This window comes from Allobrachymonas denitrificans DSM 15123 (genome assembly GCF_900110225.1).
Classification (GTDB): Bacteria; Pseudomonadota; Gammaproteobacteria; order Burkholderiales; family Burkholderiaceae_C; genus Brachymonas; species Brachymonas denitrificans.
Map to the genome: position 1 here is coordinate 58,583 of NZ_FOCW01000001.1, position 18,627 is coordinate 77,209.

The following is an 18,627-nucleotide window of genomic DNA, read 5'->3' on the forward strand; positions in this document are numbered from 1 at the left end:
TTAGCGACCTCCGAACAGGCGTTTGAAGAAGCCCGGTTTTTCGGCGTCGGTAAAGCGCATCGGCTTGTCCTGGCCCAGGAAACGGTCGATCACGTCCGAGTAGGCCTCGGCCACATCGGTGCCCTTGGAGTGGATCGCGGGCAGGCCCTGGTTGGACGCCTGCAGTACGGCCTCGGACTCGGGAATCACGCCGATCAGCTTGATGCGCAGGATGTCCTGGATGTCTTCCAGGCTCAGCATCTGGCCGTCGGCCACGCGGTTCGGGTTGTAGCGGGTGATGAGCAGGTGCTCCTTGATCGGCTCGGCACCGTCGATGGCACGGCGCGTCTTGCTGCCCAGCATGCCCAGGATGCGGTCGGAGTCGCGCACGGAGGACACTTCAGGGTTGGTCACCACCAGCGCCTCGTCGGCAAAGTGCATGGCCATCATGGCGCCGCCCTCGATACCGGCGGGCGAGTCGCACACGATGTACTCGAAGCCCATGCCGTCCAGGTCCTTCAGCACCTTCTCCACGCCCTCGAGTTTCAGCGCATCCTTGTCGCGCGTCTGGCTGGCGGCCAGCACGTACAGGTTGTCGCACTGCTTGTCCTTGATCAGCGCCTGTGTCAGGTTGGCTTCGCCCTGGATCACGTTGATCAGGTCGTACACCACGCGGCGTTCGCAGCCCATGATCAGGTCCAGGTTGCGCAGACCGACGTCGAAGTCGATCACGGCGGTCTTGTGGCCGCGCAGGGCGAGGCCGGCAGCGAAGCTGGCACTGGTGGTGGTCTTGCCCACGCCACCCTTGCCGGAAGTCACGACGACGATTTTGGCCATGTTTGCAGTTTCCTCTGTGTGTATGCGTTCGGGTTGCTTGTGTCAGGCGAGGGGCTCGATGATCAGCTTTTCGCCGTCGAGCCAGACCTGCGCCGGCTTGCCTGCCACGTCGGCGGGCAGCTCGGTTTCGGTCGTACGGTAGATGCCTGCGATGGAAACCAGTTGCGGCTCCAGGCAGGTACTGAAAATGCGGGCCTCGGTGTTGCCGCGGGCGCCGGCAATGGCGCGTCCGCGCAGCGGGGCATAGACGTGGATGTTGCCGTCGGCAATCACTTCCGCGCCAAAGCTTACCACGGCCATCACCACCAGATCGCCGCCGCGCGCGTACACCTGCTGGCCGGAACGCAGCGGCTTGTCGATCACGATGGTGCCGGGTGCAGGGGCTGGTACTTCGCTCACCACTTCCACCTCGCGCACCACTTCACGCACCTCGGGGACGGGCGCTGCAGCCACCGGGGCGGCAGCGCGTACGGGCAGCTCTTCGGGAGCTGCGGCCAGTCCGGCCGCCAGTGCCGCCGCCATCTGCGACTCGCTGCCGCCGCGCACCGCCACCGGCAGCGTGCGGTACTGGCGCAGCAAGGCCACGATGGCCGGGAAATCGATGTCTGCATCGCTTTCGCGTACGGCAGCCAGATCGATCAGCAGGGCATCGTTGTCGAAGAAGTCGGGGTCGTTGGCCAGCTGGGTGGCCAGATCGCTGGCAAGCGCGCCGGTGTCGGCGGTCTTGAGCGCGAGGGCCACCACGGACAGGAAGGCGCTCTTGAATTCAAAGCTGGTGCGGCTCTGGGCCGGCGTTTCGACGGTCATGGGTGGCGAATGGACAATCAACAGTGGCAGGCAGTCTTGCCTGCAAATGCCAAAGTGTACCGTGTGTAACGCAACGTCTTGTATCAGCGCGTATCGGAGCAGTGCAGGCGGCACAATCAGGGGCGACATTTCCCCGTAGATGGTGCTTCGTCATGTCCGCATGGAACAATGCAGCAGGCAGCTGCTGTCCGGTATCGGCGCTGCCGTGCGGGCTATCCGGGAACTTCCCGCCCTGCCACGGGTCAGCAAGAAAGGCGCGCACATGCGCCGCGCTCCCCGCAGCGACAGTTGCTGGCCCATCCGACTCGAACAACACACGCTCAACAACATGTGGAAAAAAATCAAGGCTCATCCCTGGTGGACGCTGCTGGCACTGGTGCTGCTGGCGCTGGCAGGCTGGTTTGTTTATACGCAATGGTTTGCCAAGCCGCCCGCACCCACGCTCATCACCGCGCCGGTGGAGCGTGGCGACATCGAGGATGCGGTACTCGCCTCCGGCACCATCCAGGCCGCCCGTCTGGTGAACGTGGGCTCGCAGGCGTCCGGCCAGGTCAAGAAGCTGCACGTCAAGCTGGGTGACGTGGTGCAGGTGGGGCAGCACATTGCCGATATCGACGCCACCACGCAGCAGAACAACCTGAAGGACGCCCAGGCAGCGCTGACGTCTGCCCGTGCCCAGCGCGGTGCGCGCGAGGCGGCGCTGGTCAAGGCGCGTGCCGAGTTCACGCGCCAGAAGTACATGTATGAGCGCGACGCCGCCAGCAAGGCCGACTACCAGGCAGCCCAGCAGACCCTGGCCGTGGCCCAGGCCGACCTGAAGGCCGCCGATGCCCAGATCGCCCAGTACGCGGTGCGTGCCCAGACGGCCCAGGCCAACGTGGGCTACACCCGCATCACCTCGCCCACCACGGGCACGGTGGTGGCCATCGTCACCGAAGAAGGCCAGACGGTGAACGCCAACCAGACTGCGCCCACCATCGTCAAGGTGGCCCAGCTCGACACCATGACCATCCAGGCGCAGATCTCCGAGGCCGATGTGCCGCGCGTCAAGCCCGGCATGAGCGCCTACTTCACCATCCTCGGCGAGCCGGAACACAACTACCCGGCCACGCTGCGCAGCGTCGAGCCCGGCCCGATCGACATGACCAGCTACGAAGGCAAGGCCACCGCCAGCACCAGCAGCAATGCGGTGTACTACAACGGTCTGCTCGATGCCCCCAACGCCGACGGCAAGCTGCGCATCCAGATGACGGCACAGGTCACCATCGTGCTACAGCAAGCCAAGAACGTGCTGGCGATTCCGGCTGGCGCACTGGGCAAGCGCGTCAAGGGCCAGGAGCGCACCTACACCGTGCGCGTGGCGACGGGCGCCAAGGGCGAGCAGACCGTGGCAGAGCGCCAGGTGAAGATCGGCCTGAACAACCGCGTGCAGGCCGAAGTGGTCTCCGGTCTGAAGGAAGGCGAACAGGTAGTGGTGGGTGATGCCAGCGGCGGCAAGGCCAGCGGCCAGCTGCGCGGCCCGAGGATGTTCTGATGATGGCACCGGCTGACGCACCGCAACCCGCCTCCCCGGAAAACCTGGAAGGCCATCCGCTGCTGACGCGCGACGTGGAGCCGACCACGGCACAGGGCGCGGAGGAGGCGCACATGCCGCCGCCCGTCCGCACGGGCGAGCCGCTGATGCGCGTACGCAATGTGGTGCGCGAATATCCGGCAGGCGATGACGTGGTCGCCGTGCTGCAGGACGTGAACCTCGACATCCATGCCGGCGAGATGGTTGCCATCATCGGCGCCTCCGGTTCCGGCAAGTCCACGCTGATGAACATCCTGGGCTGTCTGGACCGCCCCACGCGCGGCAGCTACCAGGTGGAGGGCAAGGAAACCGGCAAGATGGACCCGGACGAACTGGCCCGCCTGCGGCGCGAGCACTTCGGCTTCATCTTCCAGCGTTACCACCTGATGGGCGACCTGCATGCCGTCGGCAACGTGGAGATCCCGGCCATCTACGCCGGTGTGCCGCCAGCCGAGCGTCACGAACGTGCGCGCCGGCTGCTGACCCGGCTCGGCCTGGCCGAGCGCCTGGGCAACAAGCCGGGGCAGCTCTCCGGCGGCCAGCAGCAGCGTGTCTCCATCGCGCGTGCGCTGATGAACGGTGGCGACGTCATCCTGGCCGACGAACCGACCGGCGCCCTCGACCAGGCCAGCGGCCACGAGGTGATGAACATCCTGAAGGAGCTGCACGCCGACGGCCACACCGTCATTCTGGTCACGCACGATGCCGGCGTGGCCGCACACGCCCAGCGCATCGTCGAGCTCAGCGACGGCCGCATCGTGTCGGACCGCATCAACCCAGGCGCCAACACGGAGCTGGCCGTCAAGGACGACACCGACGTGCCACACCAGAAGAACAGCTGGGCCGCCGCCTGGGGCCGTTTCGGCGAGGCGGCGCAGATGGCCGTGCGTGCCATGATCGGCCACAAGATGCGCACGCTGCTGACCATGCTCGGCATCATCATCGGCATTGCCTCGGTGGTGTCGGTGGTGGCGCTGGGCGAGGGCTCGCGCCAGAAGATCCTGAGCGACATCAGCGGCATGGGCACCAACACCATCGACATCATGCCGGGCTCGGGCTTTGGCGACCGCACCTCCGGCCGCATCCGCACCCTGGTGCCCTCCGATGCGCAGGCCTTGCTGCGGCTGCGCTATGTGGACAGCGTCTCGCCCAACGTCAGCACCACGCGCACGCTGCGGCGCGGCAACGTGGACAAGACGGCCACCATCAACGGCGTGGGGGAACAGTTCTTCCGCGTGCGCGGTTACTCCGTGGCCGATGGAGCACTGTTCGACGAGGACAGCGTCCGGCGCCAGACGCAGGATGCGGTGATCGACCCCAACACCTACGACGCCTTCTTCCAGCCGGGCGAGCATGCCGTGGGCAAGGTGCTGCTGATCGGCACCGTACCGGTTCGCGTGATCGGCGTGACGGAGAAGAAGGAAAGCCCCTTCGGCAACCCCGATGCGCTCAACGTCTGGCTGCCCTACACCACGGTGATGGGTCGCCTGATGGGCACCAGCCATCTGCGCTCCATCACGGTGCGCGTGCGTGACGATGCCGACAGCGCCGCCGCCGAATCCGGCATCACCCAGATGCTGACGCAGCGCCATGGCAAGCAGGACTTCTTCACCATGAACTCCGACAGCATCCGGCAGACCGTGGAAAAGACCACGGCCACCATGACGCTGCTGGTCTCCGCCATCGCGCTGATCTCGCTGGTGGTTGGCGGCATCGGGGTGATGAACATCATGCTGGTGTCGGTCACCGAGCGCACGCAGGAAATCGGCGTGCGCATGGCGGTGGGCGCGCGCCAGGGCGATATCCTCAAGCAGTTCCTGATCGAGGCGGTGCTGGTCTGCCTGATCGGCGGCGTGCTCGGCATTGCGCTGGCGCTGCTGATCGGCTGGCTCTTCGACTCCGTCAGCGGCGGCAACTTCAGCATGGTGTTCTCGGTCGCCTCCATCATCGCTGCCTTCTCCTGTTCCACCCTGATCGGCGTGCTGTTCGGCTATCTGCCGGCCAAGCGCGCGGCCCAGCTCGATCCGGTGGATGCCCTGACCCGACAATGAGCACTCGCATGGCCTCTCTTCGTCCTGTTTCCGTTTCCCGTCCGGCATGGCAGCGCAGTCTGGCGGCTCTGGCCGCCGTCAGCGTGCTGGCCGGCTGTGCCAGCACCGCCACGCCCACACCGGCGGTGCAGGTGCCGACCCAGTGGCAGCATGCCCGCAGCACCACGCCCGGCCAGATGTTGCCGGATCGCTGGTGGCAGGCCTTTGGCGATGCGCGCCTGAACCAGCTGGTAGAGTTGGCCCTGCAGCGCAACACCAATCTGGCGCAGGCGGCATACAAGGTGCGCAATGCGCAGCTGCAGGCCGGCAATGCCGCCGGCAACCGCCTGCCCACGCCCAGTGCCAGCGTCAACACCAGTGGCAGCCGTCCGCTGGATGGCGACGGGGGCACCAACCGCAACTACAGCGTCAGCCTCGGCGTGAGCTGGGAGGCGGATCTGTGGGGCAAGCTGGCCACGCAGCAGCGCATGGCCGACTGGGAAGCAGTGGCGACCGAGCAGGACCGCCAGGCTGCCGCCCATGCGCTGGTTGCCACCGTGGCCAAGACCTGGTGGCAACTGGCCGTGGCCGAGAACAAGCTGGCCAGCCAGCGCCAGAGCCTGGCGCGCGCCAACAAGACGCTGCAGCTGGCCGAAGTGCAGTACCGCGCCGGTGCCATCTCCGGCCTGGATCTGGCGCAGGCACGGCAATCGCAGGCCAGCCAGCAGGCGGCCATCCACCAGCTGGAGCAACAGGGCACCGAGCTGCGCAATGCGCTGGCCATCCTGTTCGATGCGCCTCCGGGCCAGTTGCCACCCGGGGCCGAGCCACCGCGCCTGCCCAATCTGGCGCGCTTGCCCGCGGTGCCGGCCGGCGTGCCCGCCGAACTGCTGGGTCGCCGGCCCGACCTGCAGGCCGCCGAGCTGCGCCTGCGCTCCTCGCTGGCCAACGTCGATGCCGTGCGCACGAGCTACTACCCCACGCTCAGCCTCACCGGCAGTCTGGGTGGCAGCAGCAATGCGCTGTCGCAGCTGCTGAGCAATCCGGTCGGTACCTTGGGTGCCGGCCTGATCCTGCCCTTCCTGAAGGCGGGCGAAATGCAGCGCAATACCGCGATTGCGCAGAACAGCTACGAGCAGGCCGTGCTCGGCTTCCGCCAGACCCTGTATCAGGCCTTTGCCGATGTCGAGAATGCGCTGTCCGGGCGCACCAACCTGCAGCAGCAGGTGGTGCAGCTGCAGCAGGCGCTGGCCCAGGCTGAACGCGCCGAGCAGCTGATGGAGGTGCGTTACCGCGCCGGTGCGGTGCCGCTCAAGTTCTGGCTGGATGCGCAGGAAACCCGCCGCAATGCCGCACTGGCGCTGCAGGATGTGCAGCTGGCGCGGCTGGTGAATCTGGTCACGCTGTACCAGGCGCTGGGCGGCAGCCCGCTGCTGGCACCCGTGCCGGTGGAACAGGCGCCGCTGCGCACACAGCAGGTGGATGCGGCCATTGGTGCGTAAGGCACGGGCCAGCCAGACACATGTCCTGCAGGGCATCCCTGGCTGGCTGGCACCGTTGCACGATGGCCAGACACCCCTGAACCCTGTTGCCGTGGCTCCTGCCCGCCGACGCCACAGCTGCCGCGCTGGTTTTCCCTGCCATTGCGCCGGCTTGCGCCCGGTCAGGCTTGGAGCGCGCAAGCCTACACTACAATAACAGGCACACTTGCCGGCCCGTGCCCGCAGAAGGTGCACCGGTACATCGCGTGCGACGCCGCATCCGTCCATTGACACACAGAGACATCCAGACACCATGCAAGTCTTGAAAGCACCCCAGGCCCAGGTTCTCACCGCGCTGCAATCGGTGGCCGGCATCGTCGAACGCCGCCACACGCTGCCCATCCTGGCCAACGTGCTGCTGCGCAAGCATGGCGAGATGATCCAGCTCATCACCAGCGATCTGGAAATCCAGATCCGCACCACCGCCCAGCTCGGCGGCGACGATGGCGATTTCAGCACCACGGTCGGCGCGCGCAAGTTGATCGACATCCTGCGCACCATGCCGGCCGACCAGATCGTCAGCCTGGAATCCAGCCAGAACCGCCTGATCCTGAAGGGTGGCAAGAGCAAGTTCACGCTGCAGACGCTGCCGGCCGAAGACTTCCCGCTGGTGCAGGAAGCGGCCAGCTTCGGTCCCTCCTTCAGCGTGCCGCAGAAGGTGCTCAAGCAGTTGCTGTCGCAGGTGTCCTTCGCCATGGCGGTGCATGACATCCGCTACTACCTCAACGGCATCCTGTTCGTGGCCGAAGGCAAGAAGCTCAGCCTGGTGGCCACCGACGGCCACCGCCTGGCCTTCACCAGCGCCACGCTGGATGTGGAAGTGCCCAAGCAGGAAGTGATCCTGCCGCGCAAGACCGTGCTGGAACTGCAGCGCCTGCTGTCCGACGCCGAAGGCGCCATCGAGATGCAGTTCGCCAACAACCAGGCCAAGTTCGGTTTTGGCGGCATGGAGTTCGTCACCAAGCTGGTCGAGGGCAAGTTCCCCGACTACAACCGCGTCATTCCCAAGGACCACCGCAACCAGGTCACGCTGGGCCGTGCACCGCTGCTGGCGGCGCTGCAGCGCACGGCCATCCTGACCAGCGAGAAGTTCAAGGGCGTGCGCCTCAACTTCGACGCCAACACCCTGCGCGTGGCCTGCAACAACGCCGAACAGGAAGAGGCGGTCGACGAACTCGACATCGACTACAGCGGCGACCCGATCGAGATCGGCTTCAACGTCACCTACCTGATGGATGCGCTGGGCAACATGAACCAGGACATGGTCAGCGTCGCCCTGCAGGACAGCAACAGCTCCGCGCTGGTCACCATCCCCGAGAACGAGCAGTTCAAGTACGTCGTGATGCCCATGCGCATCTGATACGCGGGCGGGCAAAGTGTCATGCTGCAATGCAGCATGATGTTAAATTGTCGCATTCGGGACATTTATCCATGCAAAGCGCAGGACATTGCTTCCAGTTCGCGCCGATCTGTTTGTAAAATACAGCAAAACATAGGGTTTACCCTGAATCTACCCGATTCGGGGTTTGTGTCTTGCCGGTACAGCGACGCGAGTTGCGCCCCTTGCATCCTGTGTGCAAGGCCGGATGCAGCGGTCGATCACCTTGCTGCCTGACACGTGCATTCCTTCCCGTTTCGGTATCACATGGACGGGAGGGTGCTTGGCTGTTTTCTCTCCCATTCAGGTCTTTCCATGTCTACCGAATCCCGCGTTCTCCATCCCGCCTTCCGTCAGAAAATCATGAGCGCCGAGCAGGCCGCTGCCCACATCATGCCCGGCGACAACGTCGGCATGAGCGGTTTCACCGGCTCGGGCCACCCCAAGGTGGTGCCGGTGGAACTGGCCAAGCGCATCGAAGCCACGCACGCACGCGGCGAGGCGTTCCGCATCAGCGTCTGGACCGGCGCCTCCACCGCGCCTGAACTCGACGGCGCCCTGGCCAAGGTCAACGGCATCGAGATGCGTCTGCCCTACCAGTCCGATCCGGTGTGCCGCCAGAAGATCAACGAAGGCACCATGCAGTACGCCGACATCCACCTGTCGCACGTCGCGCAGCACGTGTGGTTCGGCTTCTACGGCAAGCTCAATGTGGCCATCATCGAGGTCACGGCCATTCTGGAGGACGGCTCGCTCGTGCCCTCCACCGCCATCGGCAACAACAAGACCTGGCTGGACCAGGCCGACAAGGTGATTCTGGAGGTCAACAGCCACCAGAGCATGCACCTGCACGGCATGCACGACGTGTACTACGGCACGCAGGTGCCTCCGCACCGCCTGCCGATTCCGATGACGCACAGCGACAACCGCATCGGCGTGCCCTACCTGCAGGTCGATCCGGCCAAGGTGGTGGCCGTGGTCGAGACCAACTCCAGCGACCGCAACACCGACTTCACCGCGCCCGATGCCGAATCGGAACAGATCGCAGCGCACCTGGTCGAATTCTTCCAGCACGAAGTCAAGCTCGGCCGCCTGCCGCGCAGCTTGCTGCCGCTGCAGTCGGGCGTGGGCAACATCGCCAACGCGGTGCTGGCCGGCCTGAACAAGAGCAGCTTCGAAAACATGACGGCCTACACTGAGGTGCTGCAGGACGGCATGCTCGACATGATCGCCAGCGGCAAGCTGCGCCACGCTTCGGCCACGGCCGTGAGCCTGAGCAAGAAGGGCCTGAAGTACTTCGAGGACAACATCGAGCAGCTGCGCAGCAAGATCCTGCTGCGCCCGCAGGAAATCTCCAACCACCCCGAGCTGATCCGCCGCCTGGGCACGCTGTCGATGAACGGCATGATCGAGGCCGACATCTACGGCAACGTGAACTCCACGCACATCATGGGCACGCGCATCATGAACGGCATCGGCGGTTCCGGCGACTTCGCGCGCAACGCCTACATCTCGGTGTTCATGACGCCGTCCATCGCCAAGGGTGGCAACATCTCCTGCATCGTGCCGATGGTGAGCCACGTGGACCACACCGAGCACGACGTGCAGGTGCTGGTGACCGAACAGGGCCTGGCCGACCTGCGCGGCCTGGCGCCCAAGGCCCGTGCCAAGCTGGTGATCGAGAAGTGCGCGCACCCGAGCTTCAAGGACCAGCTGACCGACTACTACGAGCGCTCCCTGCGCGAGTCTCCCGGCAAGCACACGCCGCACATCCTGACCGAGGCCCTGTCCTGGCACCAGCGTTTCGAGGAAACCGGCAGCATGAAGCGCGGCTGATCCGGTTCGGTGCCGGGAGTATTGCAAGGCTCCCGGTGCCCGCTGCCTGCAACACCCTGAAGGGCGAAGCGGCAGATCCGGGAAAGGGCAGGGGGGCCGCGGTCCGCACCTGTCCTTTTTTCTTGCGCCGGCACCGGCCGGTTTCCTGGCCGGACGCGGATGCTGCCCTTGCGTCGCAGCGTGTGCGGCGCGTTATCATCGACATATCTTTATCTGCAACGAGCCGTAACATGCAACGACGTACCTTCGCTACCCGCACCGCCCTTTCCCTGATCGCTGCTTCCGCCCTGCTGTGGGGCTGCAGCAAGTCCGGCACCGAGCCGGCTGCCGGCGCTGCCAGCGCTGCCAGCGCGGCTGCTGCTGCCAGCTACACCAAGGTGGTGGTCGGTCTGGACGACAACTTCCCGCCCATGGGCTTCCGTGACGAGAAGGGCGAGCTGGTCGGCTATGACATCGACATGGCCCGCGAAGCCGGCAAGCGCCTGGGCATCGAGATGGAATTCAAGCCGATCGACTGGAGCGCCAAGGAAGCCGAACTCAACGGCAAGCGCGTCGACATGCTGTGGAACGGCATGACCATCACCGAAGAGCGCAAGAAGAACGTCGCCTTCACCAAGCCCTACATGCAGAACCACCAGATCATCATCGTGACCTCCAAGTCCGACGTGAAGGCCAAGGCTGACCTGTCCGGCAAGGTGGTGGGCGTGCAGGACGGCAGCAGCGCCGTGGACGCCGTGAACAAGGAAGCCGAGCTGGCCAAGTCCATGAAGGAAATCAAGAAGTTCGGTGACAACGTCGCCGCGCTGATGGACCTGAGCACCGGCCGCCTGGATGCCGTGGTGGTGGACGAAGTGGTGGGCCGCTACTACACCAGCAAGAAGCCGGGCGAGTACAAGGTGCTGGAAGAGAACTTCGGCAGCGAAGACTATGGCGTGGGCCTGCGCAAGGATGACACCGAGCTGCTGGCCAAGCTGGACAACGCGCTGGACGCCATGAAGACCGATGGCACGGCGCAGACCATCTACGCCAAGTGGTTCGAGGAAGCGAAGAAGTAATAGGCCCACGGGACGGATGCCCGTGCTTCGGGCAGCGCCTGTGAACGGCTGTGGTCGTGGGTGGGCAGACCAGCACCTTCCGGACGGGTGCTTGTTGCCCCATCCCGATTGGCGCTATGATGCAGGGCTGTCTCGCTGGCCGCCAGACCCCTCTGCCCGACCACCACACGTATGGATTCCATCATCGCGATGCTCCCCTCCCTGATGGAGGGTGCGGGCACCACGCTCAAACTGTTCTTCATCACGCTGCTGCTGTCCATTCCGCTGGGACTGGCGCTGGCCTTGCTGCGCCTGTCGAACTGGGCGGTGGTGCGTTCGGCCGTGAGCGGCTATATTTGGCTGATGCGCGGCACGCCGCTGATGCTGCAGCTGCTGTTCATCTATTTTGCGCTGCCTTTCGTGCCGGTGATCGGCATCAAGCTGCCGGACTTTCCGTCGGCGGTGGTGGCGTTTTCTCTCAATTTTGCGGCCTATTTCGCCGAGATCTTCCGCGCCGGCATCCAGAGTGTGGACAAGGGCCAGTACGAGGCGGCCAAGTCGCTCGGCATGAGCTACGGTCAGACCATGCGCCGCATCGTGCTGCCGCAGATGGTGCGCCACATCCTGCCGCCCATGAGCAACGAGACCATCACGCTGGTCAAGGACACGGCACTGATCTACGTGCTGGCGCTGAATGACCTGCTGCGCGCGGCGCGCAACATTGTGCAGCGCGAGTTCACCGTCACGCCCTTCATCGTGGCGGCTGCCTTCTATCTGATCATGACACTGGTGCTCACCTGGGTGTTCCAGCGCATGGAGCAACGCTATGCCCGACAGAACCAGTAAGCCCGCATTTGCCCTGAGCCTGCAGGACGTGCACAAGCGCTTCGGCAGCAATGCCGTGCTGCGCGGCGTGTCGCTGCAGGTGGCGCCGGGCGAGGTGATCGCCATCCTGGGCTCTTCCGGCTCCGGCAAGTCCACTCTGCTGCGCTGCATCAACCACCTGGAAGCCATCGAGAGCGGCAGCATCGAGATTGCCGGCGAGACGCTGGTGCAGAACGATACCGGCGGACAGGCACGCTATCCGGACGACCGCTCGGTGCGCCGCATCTGCGCACGCACCGGCATGGTGTTCCAGCACTTCAACCTGTTCCCGCACATGACGGTGCTGCAGAACCTGATCGAGGCGCCGATGACGGTCAAGGGGCTGGGGCGTGGCGAGATCGTGCCCAAGGCCGAAGAACTGCTGCGCAAGGTCGGCCTGCAGGACAAGCGCGATGCCTATCCCGGCCGTCTTTCCGGCGGGCAGAAGCAGCGCGTGGCGATTGCCCGTGCGCTGGCCATGGAGCCGGAAATCATGCTGTTCGACGAGCCTACCAGCGCGCTCGATCCGGAACTGACCGGCGAAGTGCTGCGCACGGTGCGCCAGCTCGCGGCCGAGCACATGACCATGCTGGTGGTGACACACGAAATGGCGTTTGCGCGCGAAGTGGCGCACCGCGTGCTGTTCATGGACGAAGGCGTGATCGTCGAGGATCGGCCGGCGCGCGACTTCTTTGCCAGCCCGCAGCATCCGCGCGCGCAGGCGTTTCTGCAGCACATGCTGTGATCCGTGTGGGATCGGGCGTGAGCGCCTGATTCATACAGCAACGGCCGCAAAGGCCGCCGTGCGCCAACTCGGCGCAGCCGTAGGCTCCCTTCGCCTTGCCAACACGGTGAAATCTGCGCAAGGGGCTATTGCGCCAAGGCCGAAAAGCAGTAGAACATTCTTTGTCGAGAAGACTGAACCGTGGCGCTTCAGCCGGATCAGGCCTTCAATGATACATGCTGTGCCAGAGCGACATATTCCGCCACCGGCACTTCTTCGGCCCGGCGCTGCAGATCGAATTCACCGCCAAAGCCCTTGTCTTCCAGCCAGTGTCCCAGCGTATGGCGCAGCAGCTTGCGGCGCTGGCTGAAGGCCGATTGCACCAGCGAGCCAAACAGGGGCATGTCCAGCTCCGGCGGTTCGGCCAGCGGCACCATGCGCACCACGGCGCTGTTCACTTTGGGCGGCGGATCGAAGCTTTCCGGCGGCACGAACAGCACTTGCTCCATGGCGTAGCGCCACTGCAGCATCACGCTCAGGCGGCTGTAGTCGCCCTGTGCAGGCGTGGCCACCATGCGGTCGATCACTTCCTTCTGCAGCATGAAGTGCTGGTCCTGCACCACATCCACATGGTCCAGCAGGTGGAACAGGATGGGGGTGGAGATGTTGTAGGGCAGGTTGCCGACCACGCGCAGCTTCGGCCAGTCGCGCTCCACCGCCAGCGCGGTGAAATCCACCTTGAGCACATCCGACTCGATCACGTCCAGCTGCGGATGCTGGCGCAGGCGGGCCGCCAGATCGCGATCCAGCTCGATCACGGTCATGCGGCCGGCGCGCTCCACCAGCGGCTGCGTCAGCGCCGCCAGACCGGGGCCGATCTCGATCAGGCGCTCATCGGGCTGCGGATCGATGGCACGCACGATGCCGTCGATGATGCCCTGGTCCTGCAGGAAGTTCTGGCCAAAGCGCTTGCGCGCCACATGGCCGCCACCGCCCGTGACCGGGCGCGGCTTACGTGCACCCGCAGGCACACGCGAAGGGGAACGGCGCGAGAGGCTCAACGCGGCTCTGCCCGCATTTCGATGTAGGCGCGATTGCGGATCTCGTTTTCCCAGGCCTGCAGTGCCTGGGCGGCCTTGCGCTCGCGCAGGGCCGCACGAGCCACGGCAATCTGCTGCGCCTGGTTCATGGGCTCGGTGCGGCGCTCGATCAGCTGCACCAGATGCGCGCCGAATCGCGACAGGAAGGGCTGGCTCATCTGGCCGGGCTTGAGGCGGGCCAGTTCGGCTTCGAACTCCGGAACGAACTGGCCGGCAGGAGCCCAGCCCAGATCACCACCGGCACTGGCGCTGCCATCCTGCGAGATCTCGCGGGCGGCGGTGGCGAAGTCGGTCTTGCCGGAGGCGATGCTGCTGCGCACCGTGGCCAGTCGTGCCAGTGCCTGCTTTTCCGTCATGCCCTGGGCCGGACGCAGCAGGATATGGCGGGCATGGCTCTGGTCGGCGGTCAGGGTGGCGCCGGTCTTGCGCTGTTCTTCGCGCAGCAGGTCGAGGGCTTCGATGTCGCTGATGCGGGCCACTTCGGCATTGATGCGGGCATCGCGCACGCGCTCGAGCAGGATCTGGTCGAGCAGGCTCTGGCGGTACTGGCTGGCCGTGATGCCGCGCTCGGAAATGATGCGCTTGCGGAATTCTTCCACGCTCATCTTGCGGTCGCGCGCCAGGTTGGCCTCGATCTGGCGCAGCTCCTCGTCGCCGACGGTCATGCCGCTGTTGCGCGCTGAGAAGGTCGCGGCCTTCTGCAGGATCTCGTCATTCAGGGCGCGGCGCAGCAGCGTGGCGCGATCCGGCACGGCCACCTTGTTGGCTGCAAGTTGCTGCGCCAGCATGCTGGCACGGCGGTTGACTTCGTGGTTGGTGACCGGTTCGCTGTTGACGATGGCCACGATGTAGTCGCCGCTGCGGCTGGACGCCTGGGGCGCCTTTTTCGTGGCGGCAGTCTTGGACTTGCCGGCGGTTTGTGCCTGAGCCGGCAGGGCTGCGGCCGACAAGCCGAGCAGAATGGCCAGGGTCAGGGCGCCGGAGCGGGCCAGGGCCGGAGATTGCTTCACGGTGGTTTTCATCGTGCCATCACCTTTCAGTTGTAATCGGCAAAGCGGCTGCGCTCGACCGTGCGGTCGCGCAGCAGCATGTAGTTGGGGACATTCTCGCGGAAAGTGCGGATCGGGCTGGAGCCGATGCGCGACAGGCCGACGAATTCGAGCTGGAACATGATCTTGTTGTCCATCTTGACGACCGGCAAGGCCTGCGTCTGCTGGCGGCGCAGGGCGATGCGGCCGATCCAGCAGCAGGCATCGTATTCCAGACCCAAGATGGAGTCGACCACGCGCCGGTCGGTGAGCGAGTAGTAGACGCGGCCGACCGAGTACCAGCGGCCGGGACCCTGTCCTAGGCCCGGACCGCGGTCCTCGCCCTTGTCGCCCCACAGGTCGTTGAGCGGCCACTGCCAGCCCACATCCACCTGCTCGGACACGCCGCGCTGCAGGCGGTAGTTGGCCGAAATGGTGCGATACGGGCCGGGGCTATAGCTGGCACCCACCACGCTGCGGATGCTGCGCTTGCTCTCGGGATCCCACTGCACGCTGGCACGGGCATTCCACTTGGGGTTCCACTGGATGTTGCCGTCGAACAGCAGGTTGCTGAAGGAAAATTCGTTGGGCTTGTCGGCCGGGTTGAGCGTGACTTGGCGCGTCTTGAACTGCTTGCGGCCGGCGATGGTGAAACGGGCCAGCTCGGCGCCGTCGTCGGCATCGTACAGGCGGCTGGTGAGGCCTGCGGTCACGGCCTGGGCATCGGCAATACGGTCATCGCCCGAGAACGGGTTGGCGCTGAAGATGCTGGCCAGGTTGAAGTCCTTGAGCGAACTGTCGTACACCGGAAGGAAGCTCTGGTCCTTGTACGGGGTGTAGGCGTAGAACAGGCGTGGCTCCAGCGTCTGCTGTACCTTGCGGCCGAACAGGGTGGTGTCGCGTTCGAACACCAGGCCGCTGTCCACCGTGACGGTAGGCAGCACGCGACTGGCAGACGTGGCACCGTTGGTCATAGGAGAGTCGGTCTGGTACTGCGTGGCGTGCAGTTGCAGCGACGGTGTGACATAGCCCCAGGGACGGATCCACGGGTAACTCAGCTGGCCCACGGCATAGCCGCGGGTACCGTTGGGATAGCCGGTTAATTCGGGGCGCGACTTGAACCGCGTCACGTCCAGATCCAGCGACAGGTCGAAGCCGTTCAGGTCGGTGCGGGCATAACGCGCATGCGCCTGCGGCAGCTTGTCGAACGGCGGGATGATGATGTCCGGTTCCTGCAGGGTCTGCCAGCGCTGGTGTGTGACATAGGCGGACCAGTGGCCCAGCCCCCAGCTGAGCGTTGCCGTGCTGGGCAGTACGCGCTCCGTCAGATTGGTGTAGCTCTGGCTCATGTCGCGGAAATCGCGCCAGTAGTTGTCGTCGCTCACGCGGCGCATGTCCAGGTTCAGGCCGAATGTCCCCCAGTTGGTGGTCGGAATCGCCTGCGTGTGGGCCAGTTGGTAGCGCCAGCGCTCCATGTCGCGCAGCTTGTCGCTCGGCATGTAGTTGGCATCGATCTGGCCGCTATAGCTGTTCTCCAGATAGCGGAACTGGCCGTACAGGTCGATGCCGCGCTTGCCGATGATGGTGGGCGTGAGCGTGGCGTCGCGGTTGGGGGCGATGTCCACGTAATAGGGCTGTGCATATTCCAGCCCGCTGGTGCTGCTGTAGGACACAGTGGGCGGGAGCAGGCCGGAGCGGCGCTTTTCCGACAGCGGAAAACCCACGCCTCCTGGCAGCGGCACGATGGGCACGCCATAGAACACCAGTGCCCCGTCCTCGACATAGCCCTCGTCCTGCTCGGTGTCGATCACCAGACGCTTGCCGCGCACATACCAGGCCGGATTCGACTCCCCCGGTTTGCGCGTATCGGCGCGGCAGGTGGTGTAGATACCGTTGTGCGCCACGCTGTGCTGGTCGTCGAGGAACTCGATCCTGCTGGCTGTGCCGGTGCCGCCGGTCTGGAGAATGGAATAGCTGACGTTGTCGAAGCCACCCTGGAAGGAGTCCATCTGCAGTTGCAGCCTGTCGCCACGGTAGACATTGCCTTCGCGGTTGATGTAGACCTTGCCGGTGGCAGTGACGGTATCGGTGGGCTGGTGGTAGTGGAGCGTCTCGCTCTTGATCACACTGCCGGGCTGGCGCAGTTCGGCATCGCCGGTGGCGGTCAGCTCATAATCCATCTGGCCATCGATGCGGTTGGCATGGATGATGGTGGTGTTCTGGCCGGCGGCGGTTGGCGGTACCTTTTCGTCCAGCCAGGGGCTGGATTGCAGGGAGAGGGGGGCGCTTTGCGTGCCGGGCAACGATGCGTCGGGCTGAGTCTGTGCCTGCACCGGAGCGGCAGCCAGGCTGGCACACAACACAAGGGCTCCGGCGGCCACGGGCGTCAGGGTGCGCCGGCTACCGTTGGCGCGCAATGCTGCGCGGCCGCGGGCCGGGGAAGCCATGCCGGATGGCTGGGACGAGTGCTGAAGCAAAACCACGCGTTTCCTGTCTTGACGAGGAAGACCGTGCCGCCAAGTCCGGCCACGGTCTGCCAAGGATCCGGACAGCATGCCCAGACTCCTGCAAATCCTGCCATTTTGCCAGCCAAACCCGACCCTTGCCCAGAAAGCCCCAAGCGAAAATGTTGCAGAGTACGTGTTCGGTGGCGGAATGCCGGGTTTCAGGTGCTCACCGGCAGGGCATGGCTGCATACAATGGCAACTTGAGCCCGCCCCGGCCGGGTGGCGTGGCTGCTGTTTTCTCCGTTTCCTGTCGTCCCATGTCCCTCGCGTCTTCTCCCTCGTCCGTCAGCTGGGCCGATCCCGCCCGTGCTTCCCTGTTTGATGCCTGGATGGCCAGCGTGGCCCCGCGCCACGGCCTGCAGCCGGACACGCTGCAGATCGCCAGCGCCGACGCCAGCTTCCGCCGTTATCTGCGCATCCAGGGGGCGGCCGGGCAGCCGTCCCGCATCATCATGGACGCGCCGCCCGAGAAGGAAAACTGCCATCCCTTCGTGCATGTGGCGCGGCTGATGGAGGAAGCCGGCCTGCATGCACCGCGCGTGCTGGAGTGGGACGAAACCAACGGCTTCATGCTGCTCACCGACCTCGGGGACGCCACCATGATGAGCGCCCTCGACCCCGAGCAGCCCGAGGCGGCGCAGCCGCACTACCTGCGGGCGCTGGATGTGCTGCTGCCCTGGCAGCTGGCCTCGCGACCGGAGGTGCTGCCGCCCTATGACGAGGCGCTGCTGCGCCGCGAGCTGCAGCTGTTCCCCGAGTGGTATGTGGCGCAGCACCGCCAGCACCAGCTCACGCCCGAGCAGCATCAGGTGCTGCAATCCACGTTCGACCTGATCGTGCAGCGCAATCTGGCCGCGCCGCAGGTGTACGTGCACCGCGACTTCATGCCGCGCAACCTGATGCTGGGCGATGCGCCCGGCAAGCCACTGGGTGTGCTCGACTTCCAGGATGCCGTCTACGGCCCGATTACCTACGACATCGCCAGCCTGATGCGCGATGCCTTCATCAGCTGGGACGAAGATCTGGTGCTGGATGTGACCATCCGCTACTGGGAGCGCGCCCGCAAGGCCGGCCTGATGGATTTCGAGGACTGGCATGCCGACTTCGGCGCCTTCTACCGCGCGGTGGAATGGATGGCACTGCAGCGCCACCTCAAGGTGGCGGGCATCTTTGCGCGCCTCACGCTGCGGGATGGCAAGGAGAAATACCTGGCCGATGCACCACGCTTCATCCACTACATCCGCAGCACCGCGCGCCGTTACCGCGAACTGGCTCCGCTGCTCAAGCTGGTGGATGACATCGAGGGCACCCAGGACGTGACGGGCTATGCGTTCGGCCGGGTCTGAGACGGTGCGCGTCCCGTTGTGGGTAGCAGGAGCACGCGGCCCT

General features: G+C 65.3%; 14 protein-coding genes. 9 read left to right on the forward strand and 5 right to left on the reverse strand.

What is annotated here, in order from left to right; genetic code table 11:
- Together minD and minC are read right to left on the reverse strand one after the other, a co-directional pair.
- Nucleotides 1–816, reverse strand: a complete 816-nt coding sequence (gene minD / locus BMW28_RS00245; protein WP_091812675.1) for a septum site-determining protein MinD — start codon at nucleotides 814–816, stop codon at nucleotides 1–3.
- 42 nt (nucleotides 817–858) lie between these two features.
- Complete coding sequence (gene minC, locus BMW28_RS00250; RefSeq protein ID WP_091812676.1) at nucleotides 859–1,623, reverse strand: septum site-determining protein MinC; 765 nt, start codon at nucleotides 1,621–1,623, stop codon at nucleotides 859–861.
- Nucleotides 1,624–1,951: 328 nt separating this feature from the next.
- Between minC and BMW28_RS00255 the strand changes: the two genes are divergently transcribed.
- The 8 genes from BMW28_RS00255 (at nucleotide 1,952) to BMW28_RS00290 (ending at nucleotide 12,624) form a co-directional block, all read left to right on the forward strand.
- Nucleotides 1,952–3,157, forward strand: coding sequence for an efflux RND transporter periplasmic adaptor subunit (locus BMW28_RS00255; RefSeq protein ID WP_091815249.1), 1,206 nt, complete (start codon nucleotides 1,952–1,954; stop codon nucleotides 3,155–3,157).
- A gap of 113 nt (nucleotides 3,158–3,270) precedes the next feature.
- Nucleotides 3,271–5,247 (forward strand): MacB family efflux pump subunit, encoded by a 1,977-nt coding sequence (locus BMW28_RS00260; RefSeq protein ID WP_091815250.1) that lies wholly within the window; start codon nucleotides 3,271–3,273, stop codon nucleotides 5,245–5,247.
- Nucleotides 5,248–5,255: 8 nt separating this feature from the next.
- Nucleotides 5,256–6,728, forward strand: a complete 1,473-nt coding sequence (locus tag BMW28_RS00265; RefSeq protein ID WP_091812678.1) for an efflux transporter outer membrane subunit — start codon at nucleotides 5,256–5,258, stop codon at nucleotides 6,726–6,728.
- 292 nt (nucleotides 6,729–7,020) lie between these two features.
- The gene (gene dnaN, locus BMW28_RS00270; RefSeq protein ID WP_091812680.1) at nucleotides 7,021–8,127 is read left to right on the forward strand and encodes a DNA polymerase III subunit beta; all 1,107 of its coding nucleotides are present in this window, start codon (nucleotides 7,021–7,023) and stop codon (nucleotides 8,125–8,127) included.
- 333 nt (nucleotides 8,128–8,460) lie between these two features.
- Nucleotides 8,461–9,981 carry an acetyl-CoA hydrolase/transferase family protein gene (locus BMW28_RS00275; protein ID WP_091812682.1) on the forward strand — a complete coding sequence of 507 codons (1,521 nt, stop codon included), beginning with the start codon at nucleotides 8,461–8,463 and terminating at the stop codon, nucleotides 9,979–9,981.
- 230 nt (nucleotides 9,982–10,211) lie between these two features.
- Nucleotides 10,212–11,036, forward strand: coding sequence for an amino acid ABC transporter substrate-binding protein (locus BMW28_RS00280; protein WP_091812684.1), 825 nt, complete (start codon nucleotides 10,212–10,214; stop codon nucleotides 11,034–11,036).
- Nucleotides 11,037–11,207: 171 nt separating this feature from the next.
- The gene (locus BMW28_RS00285; protein WP_091812686.1) at nucleotides 11,208–11,861 is read left to right on the forward strand and encodes an amino acid ABC transporter permease; all 654 of its coding nucleotides are present in this window, start codon (nucleotides 11,208–11,210) and stop codon (nucleotides 11,859–11,861) included.
- Nucleotides 11,842–12,624: an amino acid ABC transporter ATP-binding protein gene (locus BMW28_RS00290; RefSeq protein WP_200785683.1), complete on the forward strand. Its 783-nt coding sequence runs from the start codon at nucleotides 11,842–11,844 to the stop codon at nucleotides 12,622–12,624. The genes BMW28_RS00285 and BMW28_RS00290 overlap by 20 nt, the downstream gene beginning before the upstream one ends.
- Nucleotides 12,625–12,821: 197 nt before the next feature.
- Here BMW28_RS00290 and rsmA read toward each other — a convergent pair whose 3' ends face one another.
- The 3 genes from rsmA to BMW28_RS00305 are packed head-to-tail and all read right to left on the reverse strand — an operon-like array spanning nucleotide 12,822 to nucleotide 17,178.
- Nucleotides 12,822–13,634 carry a 16S rRNA (adenine(1518)-N(6)/adenine(1519)-N(6))-dimethyltransferase RsmA gene (gene rsmA, locus BMW28_RS00295; protein ID WP_091812688.1) on the reverse strand — a complete coding sequence of 271 codons (813 nt, stop codon included), beginning with the start codon at nucleotides 13,632–13,634 and terminating at the stop codon, nucleotides 12,822–12,824.
- A gap of 26 nt (nucleotides 13,635–13,660) precedes the next feature.
- A complete protein-coding gene (locus tag BMW28_RS00300; RefSeq protein ID WP_091812689.1) occupies nucleotides 13,661–14,725 on the reverse strand; it encodes a peptidylprolyl isomerase in 1,065 nt (354 codons plus the stop codon).
- Between the two features lie 14 nt (nucleotides 14,726–14,739).
- Nucleotides 14,740–17,178 (reverse strand): LPS-assembly protein LptD, encoded by a 2,439-nt coding sequence (locus tag BMW28_RS00305; RefSeq protein ID WP_091812690.1) that lies wholly within the window; start codon nucleotides 17,176–17,178, stop codon nucleotides 14,740–14,742.
- Nucleotides 17,179–17,495: 317 nt separating this feature from the next.
- Between BMW28_RS00305 and BMW28_RS00310 the strand changes: the two genes are divergently transcribed.
- Complete coding sequence (locus BMW28_RS00310) at nucleotides 17,496–18,584, forward strand: aminoglycoside phosphotransferase family protein (protein ID WP_091812691.1); 1,089 nt, start codon at nucleotides 17,496–17,498, stop codon at nucleotides 18,582–18,584.
- Nucleotides 18,585–18,627: the final 43 nt, after the last annotated feature.